Genomic DNA, 16,501 nt, shown 5'->3' with positions numbered 1-16,501 from the left:
CGGTTTGCCCTAAACCCAGTATCCGGCTCCCTGCTTGCAATATGACCCAATATAATGAGCCATAATTTTTATGCGTAATATTTTACCCGGTGTTTTTCCCCATAGTCCATTGTTTTACTCATGTTTTTAAAATTTATAGATTATTTAAATGCTTAACAAATCGGTATATAGTTGCTTTGCAGTTAAATCGGCCTTTTTGTTTGGTTAATTAATTAACGGCATTTGAATTGCTTACTTGGCACTAAATTCACAATCATCTAATTATATCGTATTAAGAAAAATCTACACCTGTCCTTATCATGAAATTAAATTTAAAAATCCTCCTTGTAGCACTAGCGGGCACTGCACTATTTTATACCGCTTGCCGAAAAGAAGTAAAACTAAACCCAAACAGCAAACCACCAGCATCTAAGATTGACACCGCAAGTCTGGCAACCGGTCAAATAATCAGAAATATAACACAAACATTGTCGGGAGCTTATGGCGGTGTTAACATCAGCAAAGGGTTAATTCTGCCCGATCTTACCACCATCAGACAATCAAAACCACTCATAATAGGACTTGTTAATCTTTGCTCTTTCTTTCCGGATACGGTGGTTAATTATAGAACGGTTATAGGTGATACCATTAAATCAGAAACCACCGGGTTATTCAAATTTTACTTTAGCTGCGATACTGTAAGAGCTCCGGGAGCAAAGTATCCTGATTTTACCGGTTTAAATGGATATGTGGCTTATGATTCTTTGGCTACTACAGGCCAAACCCCCAGCGGGCTGTTTGTTCATAATGTTAAAGCTTTTTACGAAGCCAAGGCTCTTGATAAAGATGCTCCCCTGGCTATTAATGGCAGTGCTAACAAGCTTATCTCTTTTAATAACGGGAGTATCAAATCATTTGTTGATACCGCATCAACTAAAAAGACACAGATACCATCATCAATACATGCCTATTACACATTAAATAATGTAAATAAGGTAACGGTTGATTTAACCAAAAATGGCGACATAACAGCAGGGGCAATAGCTTTTGCAGCCATTGGTGAGGTTAATGGTATAAAGTGGTATTATGAAGGTGTTATTAATTTTTTAGGCAATCACAAGGCAAGTGTAGTTATTAAAAACAAAACTTATAATGTCGATTTGCTTACGGGCAAGGTAACTGCAACATAGTCGTTTAAATATTGCAGTTATCTAAGAGTTAACAGAATTCAAAAAATTGATTGATATTTCCGTATAATTTTGCATCTTTGCACCGCGAAAAAATTGCGATGGTCCCATAGCTCAGCTGGATAGAGCAACTGATTTCTAATCAGTAGGTCTCAGGTTCGAATCCTGATGGGATCACAGAAGCCTCTCTAAGCAACCTGGGGAGGCTTTTTATTTCAGTACAGTAATGATTCCGTAGCTCAGCTGGTAGAGCATAACACTTTTAATGTTGGGGTCCTGGGTTCGAATCCCAGCGGGATCACAAATCATTTTTTCGAAGATGTAAAAAGCCCTTAAATAATTTATTTAAGGGCTTTCTTTATGGATTCATTTTTTTGAGATCCCTGTTTGCAAATATCTGATCATCTGCTTTGTAATATCAGTAGATAAGATCAACAGCACTACCAAAGCATCAGTCAAAGTCTGGAATATAATTATTATAGCCAGCAGGCAGTATAAGTCCAATTTTCGGAAGATTACCGGCAAATGTTTTTGAAAGTTATTCTGGGGCTGTCCGTTTTGGCGGTTGTATATGCCTTTCCGTCGATTAGAAATCACTACGTGTCGAATGTTAAAAATGAACCACCTGATATGCTAATTTTAGTATCGGATATCAGGCGATATGTTACCTCCGGATGGAGTGAAATAGTTGAATAATGCGCAGTGATTGCAAAGGAACAGTTTAAATACATGCTCTTAACTTCAGGCCTATATGATGGAATTTTTACACTCTTATCACTTCCTGTATAATGTCTTAGTAATAGTCGTAGCCGCTCTGATCACCTTACTGGCCATACCGTCCATTTTACATGTGGCACGGGCTCGTCATTTATATGATGATGTAGGGCATTTCCGCAAACAGCATGACCATGGCATACCACGCCTGGGTGGTGTGGCCATATTTGTAAGTTTTATTATCACTACCTTGTTATTCAGTATTATAGATAAAGCCCTGCCCATTAGTTATTTGCTGATAGCCTGTATCATTTTATTTGCTATGGGTTTAAAGGACGATCTTTCGGGCGTAAACTCCAGCACCAAATTCCTCATCCAGTTTATTGTGGCGGCCATTCTGGTATTGCCGGGCGATATCCGGATCACCAGCATGTATGGCATCTTCGGTATTTTTAATTTGCCCTATGTACCCAGCGCTATCTTCTCTATCCTATTGATCATGCTGATTGTAAACTCCTTTAACCTGATAGATGGGATAGATGGCCTTGCTGCCACCACCGGATTGATTGTTAATGGTACCCTTGCTTTGATGCTGATGTCGGTAAAACAGTATGAACTGGCTGCTATTTGCCTGGCCATGGTAGGGGCGGTAGCGGGATTTTTACGCTATAACATCACCCCGGCCAAAATATTTATGGGGGATACGGGAGCTTTACTCATCGGTTTGGTATCGGCAGTGATGGCTATTAAATATACCGAGATCAGTAAGGTCAGCGTATCCGATGTACCGCATTTGTTTACCGCACCTGCGCTTACGGTAGCTATATTGATAGGACCTGTTTTTGATACGTTGCGGGTATTCACCCTGCGGATATTAAAAGGAGTATCGCCCTTTGATGCCGACCGTAACCATATGCACCACCGTATGCTGAAGCTGGGGCTTACCCATTTACAGGCCACGCTGTTGCTGGCGGGCATGAACCTGGGCGCTATAGGTTTTGTGTTACTTTTCAGCGATCTGAGCAATACCTTTTTGATTTCGGTGATCCTATTAATTCCCATTATTTTTAACTGGATGATCACTTTCTGCATCCGTTCCAAAGAGCGCTCCAAAAAACGCGAGCAAATAGCTTGAGACTTACTCCCCATTCAACGATTATTTCTGTTTACTCATCGGATGTTTTTGCCTTTATGTCTAATGTCACCTTAGGCGTATTAAATACCCTATATATTTAGGTGAGCTCTGTTTGAAACTCATAAAATTTAGCTTTGAAAAAATTTATTCTGTTTTTTGTTTTAGCAGTTGCAGGGTTTAAGGTAAAGGCACAGGAAGGGTATAATTATTATGAATGGGGTGTTGGCGGCGGTATTGGTTATGGCAGGGCTTATGCCGATACCAAAAGGCAGGACTGGCATGCTATTTATAACCTAAACCTGGCCTACAATTTTAATCCTTATGTGCCTGTTGCGCTTGAATACCAGTTTGGTACGCTTTCCGGAGGGGGACTTACCCCCGACAAGGATGCTTACGGACGTATGTACAAGAATGCTTATAAAGCTTTATTGCTGCATGCCGATGTACAATTAGGTAGCTTTATTGATTATGCAGACAATGGTTTTTTAAACGGGGTTAAAAACTTTTATGTAGGTACAGGGATCGGTGCTATATCTAATAACATGAAATTTATACAGCGTGGCAACCCGCCCGCGTTTTCCGATCCCAGTAATTCTTATTATCACGGCCCTTTGGGTACTAAAGAAGGCTTTCAGGGTAAAGACAAAAGTATCAACCTGGTTTTACCATTACGTTTTGGCTATGAGTTTAAAATTTATGATTCATACAATCAGGTTGGCTATACCATTACCCTGGGCTATGAGCATAATTATACTTTTGGCGAAGGCCTTGATGGCTACAATGACCCTCCGGCTAAGTTTAAAAACAATGCTCCTGACCAGTATGCCCACTTCACGATAGGTTTCCGGTACAATTTTGGTAATACCGTATCCTATAATAAACTAATCAGAGATTCTGGATTTTGAATAATAGTTTTATCTGATACGCTGAAGTGGGTAATATAATCAGTAGGGGCGATTCCTTTATTCATCAACAATAGAAGATATAAGATAAATAATAAATCTGACTGAATCCCAACGCATATTTAATATTCAATAACAACCTTCTTTTAGGACATGTTCCCATGGTAACAAGTAATCCATGGGGTTTACAACTAACATGTAAGAATTAGCTCATTATCAATTTTATTGAAATTCCATCGTGCCTGATTGTCATTTCGTCGGCATGATTTGCTTGTGTGTCGAAGCCATTAAAACTTAACTTAAAAACCGTCAAATTTATATCATATCGGTGGTTGCTAAATTGATTCACATCATATTACTAAGTAAATAGTTCTTTATAACACTTCCATTAATGACCCACCACCACAAGTAAATAAGCAGGGATAAAAAGTATTGATCAATAAAGATATTAAGCAGCCCGAATTTCAATAATTGGTCATAATCTGATGAGAGTACACAGCAATATTGGTAGTTTACTGATTTTTAAAATCATTCTCTTTTCGTTTGCACTGCTAATTGCTCCTACGGCAAATGCTACTGTCTATGATTGGATAGGGGGGACAAGTACCGACGCGGGTAATGCCAATAACTGGTTCAACAGAACAGCTGTTAATGTTAACAATGGCGTTCCCGGAAGTGGCGATGATGTAAACATTGGAGTAGCTACAACCTATACAACCTATTTTTTAGGTATAATTCCTACCACTACCACCATTACACTTACCAACTTTCCAATTGTAGCCACCAATACAACATGGAAATCCCTAACCTTTGGCAATAATGGGGTTACAGCCGCAACATATTACTTACGGAATACCTCCGGGGCACAGCAAAGCTTTGGAACAAAGTATAATATGCCGTTAACGGTTAATGGTGTCGCAATTACATTAACAGTAACTGGAAATATAACGCAGAATCATTATGCAGGGGCAGCCGACAACAGGAATATTTTTAATGCTATCATAGCCGGAACAGGGAATGTGCTTTGTCAGGGTAACCTTGTAGTGGGGGATGCTGCAACACAGCCAGCCAGTACGGTGGCGGATGTAGCTCTATTTTCCGCACAGGTAAATCAATTGACCATCAACGGGAATGTTTTACTCAACAGTAACGGTGTTAATAATGCAAGTAGCGGTCAGGTTTGTTATCCCAGTTTTTCGGTTGAAAAAGGGACAACAACACTATTAGGGCAAATGAATCTTGTTAAAAACTTTTCGCCTCCTATAACAGGTTTTGCCGGATTAAATCTAGGAGTGATTGGTTTTACAGGTTACGGTCAGGTTGTGGCTGATAACACGGGCTATGCGGCTACTGCAGCCAGCAATAGTAACACTTTTGAGCTACGGAATAAAACGCCCATTATTACGCCCCTTATAGATAACTTTTATGTTTATTTTGAATTCGGCGGTAATAGTGGTACCACTTTGTTTAGTGATAACAATGCCGAGAATCAAACGGTTTATACCGCCAATGAACCTTCTGCTACCACTTCGGCAACCTATATTAATACAATAGCTCCCGCGTATTATAATCTGACGTTCTCCGGTGCAAGTACAAAGGTTGTTGATAAAAACAGCACTATTGGTACGGCTGCGCCACAGGGTTTAACCGTTGGCAACAACTGGACTACAGGAGGCGGTGTTGTGAACTTAAATACCAATGACCCAACTGTTACTGTAACGGGTGGCTGGACAAATCAGGTATCTACCGTAGTGAACCAGGATGCGGGTGATATTATTATTAAAGGTGCGGTTAACAATACGGGTACCCTTAATCTGGGTTTAGCTAATTTTTATATCGGGGGTAATTATACCAATAACAGTGGGGGCATATACACCCAGGGCACGGGTACTACCTTTTTTAACGGTACAAGTGCACAAACATTGCTTGATAATAGCACCGCGGGTACTGTATTTAATAAAGTAACATTTAATGGTGCCAATGCCGCCAGTGTTTCAACAATGAGCGCAGGTACGGGCAATTTTTCCGTATCACCTACCGGCATATTAACTATGGTAAGCCCGGCAAAGCTTGTGGCCGGTACCAGCAGTGCAGCATATCTTACGTTAAAATCAACCGCTGCCTCAAGCGCTACGGTTGGGCCAATAAATTATACTACACCAATAACCGGAAATGTAAATGTGGAGCGCTATTTACAGGGTGGCTCCACCAGCCAGCGTGGTTACCGTCTAATGTCGAGTCCGGTTAATACGGGGAGCGGTATTTTTAACGTCAATTATGTAGCCGCCAGGGCATTTATTTCGGGTTTGGGAGGTACATCAAATGGATTTAATGCTACCGTTAATAACAATCCAACCTTATATTTTTATCAGGAAAATGTGCCTACTAGTAATACAACATTTACATCCGGAACCTTTAAAGGTTTGGAGAAACTCACTGTAGGTAGTAACACCGTTAATATCACCGGTGTAGCCAATACCACCATACCCGTTGGTAATGGTTTTATGTTTTATTTTATCGGTGACAATATTAATAACTTAGGTACCGGGACCGGGCAAAAAGGTGGGACAGTAGGTTTGGCGCCCGAAACCGTTACCCTTTCGGCTTCAGGTGCATTAAATCAGGGCTCTGTTACCTTTACACCATGGGCTTACGCAGGAGCTTCTTCTACGCTTAGTAAGCACAATCCGGGTACGGGGTATTATCTTTTGGGCAATCCTTATGCCAGTGCATTAGATTTAAATAACACCAATTTAAAATCTGGCGGAACGGGGATTAATTTTTCTAATACAGCAGCTGTTTCAACCAGGTTTCTGGTTTTTAATCCTGTAAACAAAGGCTATTCTTATTGGGATCCTACCATTGGCACAGCCGGGAATAGCGATGGTAACGGAGCGTCGCGGTATCTGGGCAGCGGGCAGGGCTTTTTTATCAGTATCCCAACTGTAGGCCCCACTACAACAGTAACTTTTACAGAGGCTGCAAAAGTAAGTACCAACCAGCAACCAACCCCATTGCTGATGTCTGTCCCAGGTCAAATGCATATTGCTAATGTGAGGGCATCAGTTACAGCATCTGCAAATGCCGTTTTAACACAAACTACTGATGAGGTTATTCCCGATATTAAATTAGAATTATCTGCCGATAGTGTTCGTAATGATAACTGTGCCATTTATTTTAAGGATGGTTGGTTATCTGCCTATAATCAGCAAGAGGACGGGATAGATTTAGACGGACTAGGGCCAAGCGTTTATCTTTCAAGTTATAGTACAGATAGTGTAAGGCTGGCCCTGAACAAATATTCAACGCTTTCTGCATCCAGAACCATTATTCCCTTGTATGTCAGCGCTACTACCTCGGGCATATATACAGTTTCAAAAACCGAAATAAGTGGTTTGCCCGGCTACTACACCGTTTTTTTACACGATAAGTTATTGAATGATTCATTGGATATGACTCATAACAATACCTATAATTTTAATTTAGACAGGAATAACGCAGCTACCTATGGCGGCAAAAGATTTGAGCTGGTTATTAATAAAATCCCGTCAAATTATCATCTGCTCAGTTTTACAGGAAAAAAAGCAACCAAAGGAATTGATATTAATTGGTTGGTGGAGAATGAAGAGGACTTTACCTCTTTTGCGCTGGAAAAACAGGATCAGGCAGGTAATTTCAACTCCATATATCAGCTTAAAAGCAATGGTACAAGTAATTATACTTATACCGATCTCCTGGCCTCAACCGGGGATAATGTATATCGGTTAAAGCAAACTGATCGGGACGGAACCGTAACCTATTCTCAGAAAATTAGTATTGTTTATACGTTACAGGCTCCTAACGGAGCTGTGGTTAAGGTTTATCCTAACCCCGCCGAGTCGCAGATACAAATGCAGATTGCGGACAAATCATCTAACAAGGCTTACAGCTTAAGCATTATTGGTCCAACCGGATTTGTAATGAGCAAACTAAAAGTTACGGGCTCCAGCTGGACAGCCAACGTAGGCTATTTTACCCCCGGCATATACATCGTTAATTTATATGATGGGTTAAATGGGGCGCTGGTTGGGCAAGGAAAATTTATAAAAAGATAGGTATTTATTCAAATTCTTATGAAAAAAATTAGAAGCATAAACAGAGTGAATATGGCTGTCTTCGGGAAAAGGGCAATTTTGCTGCTTTTGTTAATTGTAAGTAATGTATTTATGGTATTGGCCGATGACCCAGGTGAGCCGTGCGATGTATTAGTTGATCCGATTGGAAACTGCCCCCTGGATACCTGGACAATGTATATAGCAGTTATTGCTGTAGCTATTGCTGTTTGTTATTTGATCAAAAAGAATAACGCCACCGGTAAAAGTGCTTCATAGTAAACCCCTTATTTAATTGGCGTGAAATACTTCGGCTTTAACCATGTAAATCAGCTATTTGGCTGAACAAATTATGGTTAACACTATTTGATGGTGAAATGTAATTAATTTATTGATTGTCAAATATTTAAATCGATGTTAACCGTAAATTGTGTAAACCATGTAAACCCACTTTTTAAGGAAAATGGTCCGCCAATCAATAAGAGGGGATCTTACTAACATATTGTACATTATTTAAAATTCACAATGATTACTTGCTCATTTTGGTTGCGAACGATAACAAGTTTAGCCTTTCCCATCCATTTAATTTTTTGGTATATTTTAAGTAATTCTTCTACAGAATTAACACTATCATCATTTGCCTTAATCACCACATCTCCCTTTTCTAAGCCGCTTTTTGCGGCAAGGGATGCTGCTGACAGATCTGTAAGCAATGCGCCATTGTTATCGTGCAATCCGGCTGCCGATCTTTCTCCCAGGGTCTCAATGTTTTTAAAATGTGCCCCCAGCCACTCTATCCTGTTTTGTGTACCCTGATTTACAGAAATAACCAGAGGATTGATCGTCGGTTTTTGAGCCAGTTTTCTTAGAACAGCAGAGGTAACTCCAAAATTCATATCAAAATCTTTAAAGCCTGTTTTTAAAGCCTGGGAGCCTGGTTTTAAATGATAGTTTCCACTTTTTTCGTCAATAAACCGGGCATCACCATAAGTGCTGTTTTTATCTAAGCCTAAATGCTGAGACGCTGTCAACGCTTCTTTGGTGAGGAAAAAATTTTGATCGATGTTTTTGCCCCAGTTATTCATCAGGATGGGGGCATAGGGCAAGCTTACAATATTATGTTCAAATACATCATTGCTGTTTTTTAACCACACATGCGGGTGGAAGGTATTATTGATAATGATGTTATTGGTAACTGTACGATTGTAGCCTTCACGTAGCTTTAAGCCCCCGCTCAGGCAAACATTATTGTATATACGATAATTGCTGCTGCCATCGTCCAGATCAATGTCCCAGCCATGATCGCACTGAAAACGATTATTACGGATGATGATAGGATCAATTACATCCAGAAACTGGATGCCTGGCCTGGCCGCCACTATGCTATCAATCAGGTTACGCTCCGGGCGCCAGTAACGGTCCCTGCCCCAGGAATTGTAAGCCCCGTTATCGCCGGTTTCCAATACCGTATTGAATACATCATTAAACTCGATCATATGCCCGCCCCAGGTTCCTTCACTCATATTGAGCCCGGCCCTCGGTGTATGGTAAATGGTATTATGGCTTATCGTAATATGTGACGACATAGAGATCTGTACACCTGCTACTTGTTTTTCAATAGTGCCAATATGATGTATCAAGTTGCCGCTGGCTACACAATATTGTGGATAGTCGGAACTTTTAGGGCCGGGTTGATAGTCCATTTTGTCCCAGGGAACAAAAGTTTCATAACTAAAAGCGGGAGACCGTACTGCGTCGGGATTGCCAACAAAAGCAATCGCATTACCACCAATGGTATGTATATGATTGTCGCGGATAGTATCATTCTTGCTATAGTTGCTTAAAAATACCGCATTGCCGCCGAGCTCATAAAAATTACAATAGCTGATGATTACATGTTCCGTTCTGTCGAGCAGGATTGCTCCTCCGCGATACATCCTCCAGTCGCTTCGTAGTAAAGGCTCTTTGGCCAGCATAAATGACCGGGCCGTTTGCGTAAAGTCGATGCCTTTAATGGTGATGTTACTCAGAGGCTTCTCTTTACTACCGATGACATGTATAAGATCTGTTAAACCACTAATGGTAAATACAGCCTTATTCAAATCGACTCCTGCCGGCGGATACAGATAAAGCGTTTGGGTTAATTTATTATAAAACCATTCGCCGGGAGCATCTAATTCTTCAAAAATATTTTCTACAAACCGATATTGTTTATTCATAGGTGAAGGGCGGTTGTTTTGCCAGCCACCTTCGTAAGTGAGTACATCCTTATCATCTTTCCCGGTGATCAAATAATCAAAGCTGCCCCATTCCCCGGCGTGTAAGGCATGAATATAGCCTCCGGCTGGTGTTTGCCAGGTTTTTACCCGGCTTTCGCTTATGGCATCCTTTGCCGTTCCGTTATAGACCCTGGCTGTGGAATCAAAATTGGGGTAACGGGCCATCGGCAAGCTTTTACCATTGATGAATAATTGATCAGGAACAAAATCAACAGATAATTTTGCTTTGACGATGTGTCCTTTATAGGGTTGCCATATCGGTTTTATTTTGCTTGAACCCGTAATGGTTACTCTTTCGTTGGGGTATGAGCTAATGGTCAAAGAATGCTCTTTGAAATTGTCCGGGGTTATTTCTATTGTTTTTTGCAGTGGATAAATGCCGCTCCGCAATATAACAACCACATCATTATTAATATATCCGCTTGCTTTTGACAAGGCTGTTTCCAGATGCTGAACGGGGTGCTTAAAAGTACCATCATTTTTATCGTTACCGCTGTTAGATACGTAAATGTTGTTTTGCCCGTAGCAAGGTTGCATTAGAATGCCCGAAGAGGCAAGCGTGATGGCCAGGATAGTCGATTTTAGAAATTGCATTGATATGGAGTATTTATTAGCGTGAGGGCACACGATAGTGAAAGAATAAAAAAGAAACTTATAAAATTCAAACCACTTATCATTAGGGAAAACTTTTTAAAGGTTTATTTTAACATTTTTTGCTTCGAAAATGAGGCTAAAACTGATCGAAAACTGCTTGAAATTCATTCAAAACCATTGACTTTAACACTTTTTAACAAATTTTTGATGGGTTTTGAAATGTTTAAAAAGTATTAATATGCTGATAATTAGGTTTTTGATTTAAAAATCGGCTTGTTTTATGCCTTCTTATCCTTTTAGTAAAACGGCCCCACTTACATTTTTCAAGTAAGTGAGGCCGCTGTTACTGTTTGATTAAAGATACGAAAAATAGGCTGTATTTCCAGGCATTTTCCGGGTTAATTTATCAAAGTCCGGCATTTTATTTAGCCTTTCATACTCATTCTATATCCTTTGGTTAATATCCCGGGTTCTGCTTTAATAATGGATCAATGGTGAGATCATTTTGAGGAATCGGGAACAGGTAATTTTTGGATGGATCAAAATTTATAGGTGGTGGGCTGTTTCCCGGAAGCTTTACTTTTAGCATTACCTGCTCGGCGGTCTGCCATCTGATTAAATCGTCATACCGATTACCTTCAAATGCCAGCTCAATTCTTCTTTCATGGCGGATGAAGTCTCTTAGTGTAGATTGACTTCCGTATAAAGCCTGATTTACGTTAGGCATATGCACTCTTGCCCTGATCTGGTTTAATGCGGCGTAGATGGTAGCATCGGGTCCTGATAGCTCATTTTTGGCCTCTGCATACATTAACAACACATCAGCATACCGGATATGGATAATATTTTCATCACGATCATTGGTATGGCTATAGCCCATAGGAAATAATGTCGAGTCGATGTATTTCACCATCTGGTAACCGGTTTTAGAAGTGTTACCATCATGTGTAACCAGGCTGCCATCCGGATTGTACCAGGGTTGGTCGGCGCCCCTTAAGCTCGCCTTTAACCGCGGATCGCGATTAACATATTGCTTAGCCCTGGTATATCCCGAAGTGGGGTCGGTTATCAGTTTACCATCAGCGGTTTCATAACTGTCTACCATTTCCTGGAAAGGGTTTATCGCCATCCACCAGCCAATTTCAATATCTAAACCATTGGTTTCCTGCTGATCGTTAGGTGCCTTGTAGTTGGTAGAGAACATGATCTCGGGGTTATTGTCCTGGTTTTTTCTGAAAAATAAACCTGTATAATCTGCATAAAGGCTAAATTTTCCGCCGGTGATAACCTGGTTAGTTAGTGCAACCGCATTGGTCCAGTCCTGATTGAAGAGCGCCACTTTGGCCTTTAACGCCAGCGCCGAACCTTTTACTACGTGCCCGTTAAAGGCAGCATCGGGGAGGTTAGCAATAGCAAAGTCTAAATCACTGTTTATAAAAGCTAATACCTGCGCTTTTGGAGTTTTGGCTACAGGCGCGGTGGCCTGGGCCAGGGTTGCGGCTTTGTCATACAAAATTACATCACCAAAGCGGTTAACCAGGTTAGAGTAGAAGAACGCGCGTAAAAAGCGTACCTCTGCAAAATATTGATTTTTGGTTGCCGCATCCATTGCTATGGGTGTAACATTGGCAATATAGAGGTTGCATTGTGCTATGCCGGCATAATTGGCATTCCACACCGTATTTACCGCACTGTTAGTGGTGGCATAATTGCCAAGTTGTATATTGTTGGCATCGTAACTGTTGAAGTTTGCATAAGCATTGTCGGCCAGGCAATCCTGGTAAACTTTACCGGCGCCGTTAAATCCTTGTTTTAAGGAGGCATAAACCCCGGTTAAACCTTGCTGGGCATCACTTGCTGTTTTATAAAAAATAGCTGTAGATATCTGGTCCTGGGGTTGTTTGTCTAAAAAGCTCTTTTTACAAGACGATATAACAGCCATCGAAGCCAAAAGAAACAACATTACTGGATGTTTATATATTTTTTTCATGACGTTTTTATTAAAATGTAACATTTAAACCCGCGGTAAACATGCGTATCTGAGGATAGGCTGCATAATTGTTTGTGGCTCCGTAGGTGCCTGACCCAGACTGGCTAACTGGTCCTGTTTGTAAACGTTCAGGATCGCCCGGGAACTTGGTGAAAGTGAAAAGGTTATCGGCAGAGATAAATACGGATGCATTTTTCATCAATAGCCTTTTAGCCAGATCGGGTACTAAATGATAAGTTAAACGCACATTTTTTAATCGCAGAAAAGAAGCATCTTTTAAATAATAGGTTGAATTTTGACTTGTATTGGGTGCATAGCCCGAATTACCGTTATAATCGAATATAGCAGGCACAGTTTGAGAATGATTTTCAGGTGTCCAGGCATTTCTGAAGAATGTTGGCGGAGCTCCACCCTGTCTAAACGGATCAATTCCCCAGCCTTGTACATAGTGTTTTACTCCTTGTACCCCTTGCCAGAAAGTACTGAGATCCCAGTTTTTATAACCGAAATTAACCCTGAAGGAATAAGTGTAATCAGGAAAAGCGCCTTTGATAATTTGCCTGTCATTAGCATCTATTTTATTATCGCCGTTGGCATCTGCAAATTTCAAATCGCCCGGTTTGGGACTGGCAAAGGCCTCCTTGGGCGAATTATTGATCTCATCCTGCGAATTATAGATACCCGTCCACTTCAGCATATAAAATGATCCGTAGGGTAGCCCAACCTTATTGATATACATACCTTGGTCCTGTGTTCCGTTAGCCAGATACAGAACCTTGTTCCGGTTAAGTGAAAATATGGCGTTAACCGAATATCTGAAGTCTTTTCCAATATGATTAGCGTGGCCCAGATCAAGCTCAAAACCCCTGTTCTGTACCGTTCCTGCATTGGTAACCGGTGCATTTAATCCTACAGCTGCCAATACGTTTGGTGTAAACAGAATGCCCGATGTTTTTTTATTATAATAATCGGCGGTAGCTGTAAAAAGCCCTTGTTTGATACTTAAATCAAAGCCAATGTCGGTATTGTCTGTTTTTTCCCACTGAATATCGGGATTGTTTAGGTTTTGCTGATTAACTCCTTGAACTGGTCCGGAGCTGGTAAAAGAGTATTGGGTTACATTTAATAAAGCCTGGTATGGGTAATATCCAATATTCTGATTACCCAGCCTGCCATAAGAGGCGCGGATCTTTAAATTATCAATCCAGGTAAGCGGTTTCATGAAATTTTCTTCTGACAGGCGCCAGCCGATAGAGGCTGCCGGAAAGAAACCCCATCTTTTGGATGGCGAAATACGGGAAGTACCATCGTTACGACCATCTAATTGAAGCAGGTATTTTCCTTTATAATCATAATTAATTTGTCCGAAAAATGACTCCAATGCATACTGGTATTGGTCGCCGTTAAGGCTCTGACCTGTTACCGAGCCCGCATTAAGCTGCGTTAACTGATTATTGGGAAACGACGTTCTTTGCCCGGATAAATATTGCTGGGTATAAGACTCAACGCTGAATCCACCTAAAACATTTAAATGATGATCAGTTGCTATGGTGGTTTTATAATTTAAGGTAGAGTACGCATTGGCATACAATTGGCGCGTATCCTGATTAAAAACACCTAAGCTGGTGGGGCTGCCATTATCCAACACGGTATAATTACCACTGGCGTCTGGTTGAAAAGCGTATTGATTTACCGCAAATTGATTAATATTCAGAAACTGATCGTTATAGTTAAAGGCTCCTTTTACCAGCCAGGTAAGGCCTTTAGTTATATTAGCCTCCAGATAAGTTTGGGCCCTTGCCTCGTAATTATTGGTTACCCTGCTGCCGCTGTTTAAAACGTATTCAATACTGCGGTTATGACCTGCGTTGTTGTTTGAATAATCTGTTTTGGCAATCCGGCCGCTGCCGTCAGTTAAATATGGAGCATATGTTGGTCCAGCTCCGTAAATTAAAAGTATCAGACCATCGTTACCTAAAACAGGTTCAGTAATATCTTGTTTGCTTAATGCTACAGTTCCACCTACTTTAAAGGTTTTATTGATTTTTGAATCCAGGGTCACCAATAAGTTATAGCGTTTAGCATCTGTACCTTTAACAGTACCGTTTTGCTGTAAATAGCCGGCCCCTATATTAAACGTGGTATTTTCACTGCCACCGCTTACACTAATGTGATGATTTTGTGAAAACGCATTTTTAATATAATGATCTATATAATTATAATTGGGATACTGGGCGCTGTTAGCCGGCGCGTTTTTATAGGCATCTATCTGGGCCTGCGTATAAACGGGTGTACTATTGGTGCCGTTATGTTCCCGTGCCTGATTAAACATAGTCATGTACTCGGCGGAGTTCCATACCAAATTGGGCAGGCCAATGGCTTGGTTTATGGAAAGGTCGGTATTGTAGTTGATGGTGGTAGTTCCGGGTTTACCGCGCTTGGTGGTAATTAAAATAACGCCATTAGCTGCCCTGTTGCCATAAATAGAGGCCGACGCGGCATCTTTCAATACGCTTACCGATTCTATATCGTTTCCGGCAATGGAATTTAAGCTGGTTACAATTATTCCATCTACCAGGATAAGGGGCGCACTGCCAGCCCCGAATGAACCCATTCCGCGGATTTGAAGATTGGGAGCATCCTTACCTGGCTGCCCGGTTGATTGTACCGCATCCAGCCCGGCTATTGTTCCGGATAAAAGGTTAGCAGCGTTTGGCGTTGATCTTTGATTAAGAACGGCCCCGTTAACTGTGGCGACAGAACCGGTAAGATCAACTTTCTTTTGGGTTCCGTAACCTACCACTACCACCTGATTCAAATCTGAGGATGTGGGCGTTAATTGTACGTTGTTCAGGTTTTGTTTTGCCGAAATTTCCCGGGTGGCATAACCAATAAAAGAAAAAACAAGCACGGCATCCCCATTCGGAACATCGATGCTGAATTTTCCGTCTTTATCTGTAACTACAACAGCGTTTCCTCCTTTCAATTTCACGGTAACGCCTGGCAATGCCTGACTTTTTTCATCAACAACCCGCCCGGTTACCTTGATAGCAACTTGTTGTGAATTTGCCGCTGCGGGTGTTTGAACGGTTGCCTGCTGCTCTTTAATAAAAATGGTGTTATTAAGTATTTCATAGCTTAATTTTTGATTTTTTAAGCAGGCAGTTAATGCCGCATCAAGAGAAGCGTCTTCGATTTTGATGGTGATGTTTTTATTACGGATAGCTTTAGATTCATAAAAAAATACATAACCTGTTTGATCATTAATGACTTTCAACACCTTTTTTAAAGGGGTATTGGTTTCATTAAGATTAATCTTTTGACCAAAAACCGCTGCGCTGCATTGCAGCATTGCCAGTAAAATCATGAGGGTAGTCAATTTCATAATCAGTATTATTTGCGGGGGTACCCACAGTATTCCCGTAGGCACAAAAAGAGACTTTAATTTCATACTTTTGAAAAGTTTGAGTTAATGGATGATTGCTGAATAAGATCATTTTTCTGTAAAGGAGGTTAACTCAGATATGCGTATCCCGATTGCAGTCGGGGTACGTTTCTGCTTTTAATTAACCAACGGCGATTTGCCTAAGGGACTGTTTCTTGTACTTTTTTTCTCATATATTATTGGTT

Annotated in this window: 8 protein-coding genes and 2 tRNA genes; 7 read left to right on the top strand and 3 right to left on the bottom strand. The window is 40.8% G+C overall.

Translation table 11 applies throughout. From position 1 onward, the window contains the following. Nucleotides 1–299: 299 nt before the first annotated feature. The 7 genes from G7092_RS11960 (at nt 300) to G7092_RS11930 (ending at nt 8,287) form a co-directional block, all read left to right on the top strand. On the top strand, nt 300–1,169 hold the full coding sequence (locus G7092_RS11960; RefSeq protein WP_166089533.1) for a hypothetical protein: 870 nt from the start codon (nt 300–302) through the stop codon (nt 1,167–1,169). A gap of 100 nt (nt 1,170–1,269) precedes the next feature. Next, nucleotides 1,270–1,343, top strand: a tRNA-Arg gene (locus tag G7092_RS11955). A gap of 51 nt (nt 1,344–1,394) precedes the next feature. After that, nucleotides 1,395–1,467 (top strand) — tRNA-Lys (locus tag G7092_RS11950). A 450-nt stretch (nt 1,468–1,917) separates the two neighbouring features. Continuing rightward, nucleotides 1,918–3,015 carry an MraY family glycosyltransferase gene (locus tag G7092_RS11945; protein ID WP_166089531.1) on the top strand — a complete coding sequence of 366 codons (1,098 nt, stop codon included), beginning with the start codon at nt 1,918–1,920 and terminating at the stop codon, nt 3,013–3,015. A gap of 134 nt (nt 3,016–3,149) precedes the next feature. After that, nucleotides 3,150–3,920 carry a hypothetical protein gene (locus tag G7092_RS11940; RefSeq protein WP_166089528.1) on the top strand — a complete coding sequence of 257 codons (771 nt, stop codon included), beginning with the start codon at nt 3,150–3,152 and terminating at the stop codon, nt 3,918–3,920. Nucleotides 3,921–4,402: 482 nt separating this feature from the next. Beyond that, on the top strand, nt 4,403–8,011 hold the full coding sequence (locus G7092_RS11935) for a beta strand repeat-containing protein (protein ID WP_166089526.1): 3,609 nt from the start codon (nt 4,403–4,405) through the stop codon (nt 8,009–8,011). A gap of 18 nt (nt 8,012–8,029) precedes the next feature. Beyond that, on the top strand, nt 8,030–8,287 hold the full coding sequence (locus G7092_RS11930; protein ID WP_166089523.1) for a hypothetical protein: 258 nt from the start codon (nt 8,030–8,032) through the stop codon (nt 8,285–8,287). Between the two features lie 230 nt (nt 8,288–8,517). On the opposite strand, the gene G7092_RS11925 is transcribed toward G7092_RS11930, so the two are convergent. The 3 genes from G7092_RS11925 to G7092_RS11915 form a co-directional block, all read right to left on the bottom strand. Continuing rightward, nucleotides 8,518–10,881, bottom strand: a complete 2,364-nt coding sequence (locus tag G7092_RS11925; protein ID WP_202985260.1) for a right-handed parallel beta-helix repeat-containing protein — start codon at nt 10,879–10,881, stop codon at nt 8,518–8,520. A 457-nt stretch (nt 10,882–11,338) separates the two neighbouring features. Continuing rightward, nucleotides 11,339–12,871 (bottom strand): RagB/SusD family nutrient uptake outer membrane protein, encoded by a 1,533-nt coding sequence (locus G7092_RS11920; protein WP_166089521.1) that lies wholly within the window; start codon nt 12,869–12,871, stop codon nt 11,339–11,341. 10 nt (nt 12,872–12,881) lie between these two features. Beyond that, complete coding sequence (locus tag G7092_RS11915) at nt 12,882–16,256, bottom strand: TonB-dependent receptor (RefSeq protein WP_166089519.1); 3,375 nt, start codon at nt 16,254–16,256, stop codon at nt 12,882–12,884. Nucleotides 16,257–16,501 lie beyond the last annotated feature (245 nt).

Origin of the sequence: Mucilaginibacter inviolabilis (assembly GCF_011089895.1) — a bacterium.
GTDB classification, from domain to species: Bacteria; Bacteroidota; Bacteroidia; order Sphingobacteriales; family Sphingobacteriaceae; genus Mucilaginibacter; species Mucilaginibacter inviolabilis.
Note: the sequence above shows the minus strand (reverse complement) of the source record. Positions and strands in the feature narration are given on the sequence as shown.

Coding starts and splice junctions, on each gene's coding strand:
- G7092_RS11915 (WP_166089519.1), bottom strand. CDS start 16,256: ATGAAATTGACTACCCTCATGATTTTACTGGCAATGCTGCAATGCAGC.
- G7092_RS11930 (WP_166089523.1), top strand. CDS start 8,030: ATGAAAAAAATTAGAAGCATAAACAGAGTGAATATGGCTGTCTTCGGG.
- G7092_RS11960 (WP_166089533.1), top strand. CDS start 300: ATGAAATTAAATTTAAAAATCCTCCTTGTAGCACTAGCGGGCACTGCA.
- G7092_RS11925 (WP_202985260.1), bottom strand. CDS start 10,881: ATGCAATTTCTAAAATCGACTATCCTGGCCATCACGCTTGCCTCTTCG.
- G7092_RS11920 (WP_166089521.1), bottom strand. CDS start 12,871: ATGAAAAAAATATATAAACATCCAGTAATGTTGTTTCTTTTGGCTTCG.
- G7092_RS11935 (WP_166089526.1), top strand. CDS start 4,403: ATGAGAGTACACAGCAATATTGGTAGTTTACTGATTTTTAAAATCATT.
- G7092_RS11945 (WP_166089531.1), top strand. CDS start 1,918: ATGATGGAATTTTTACACTCTTATCACTTCCTGTATAATGTCTTAGTA.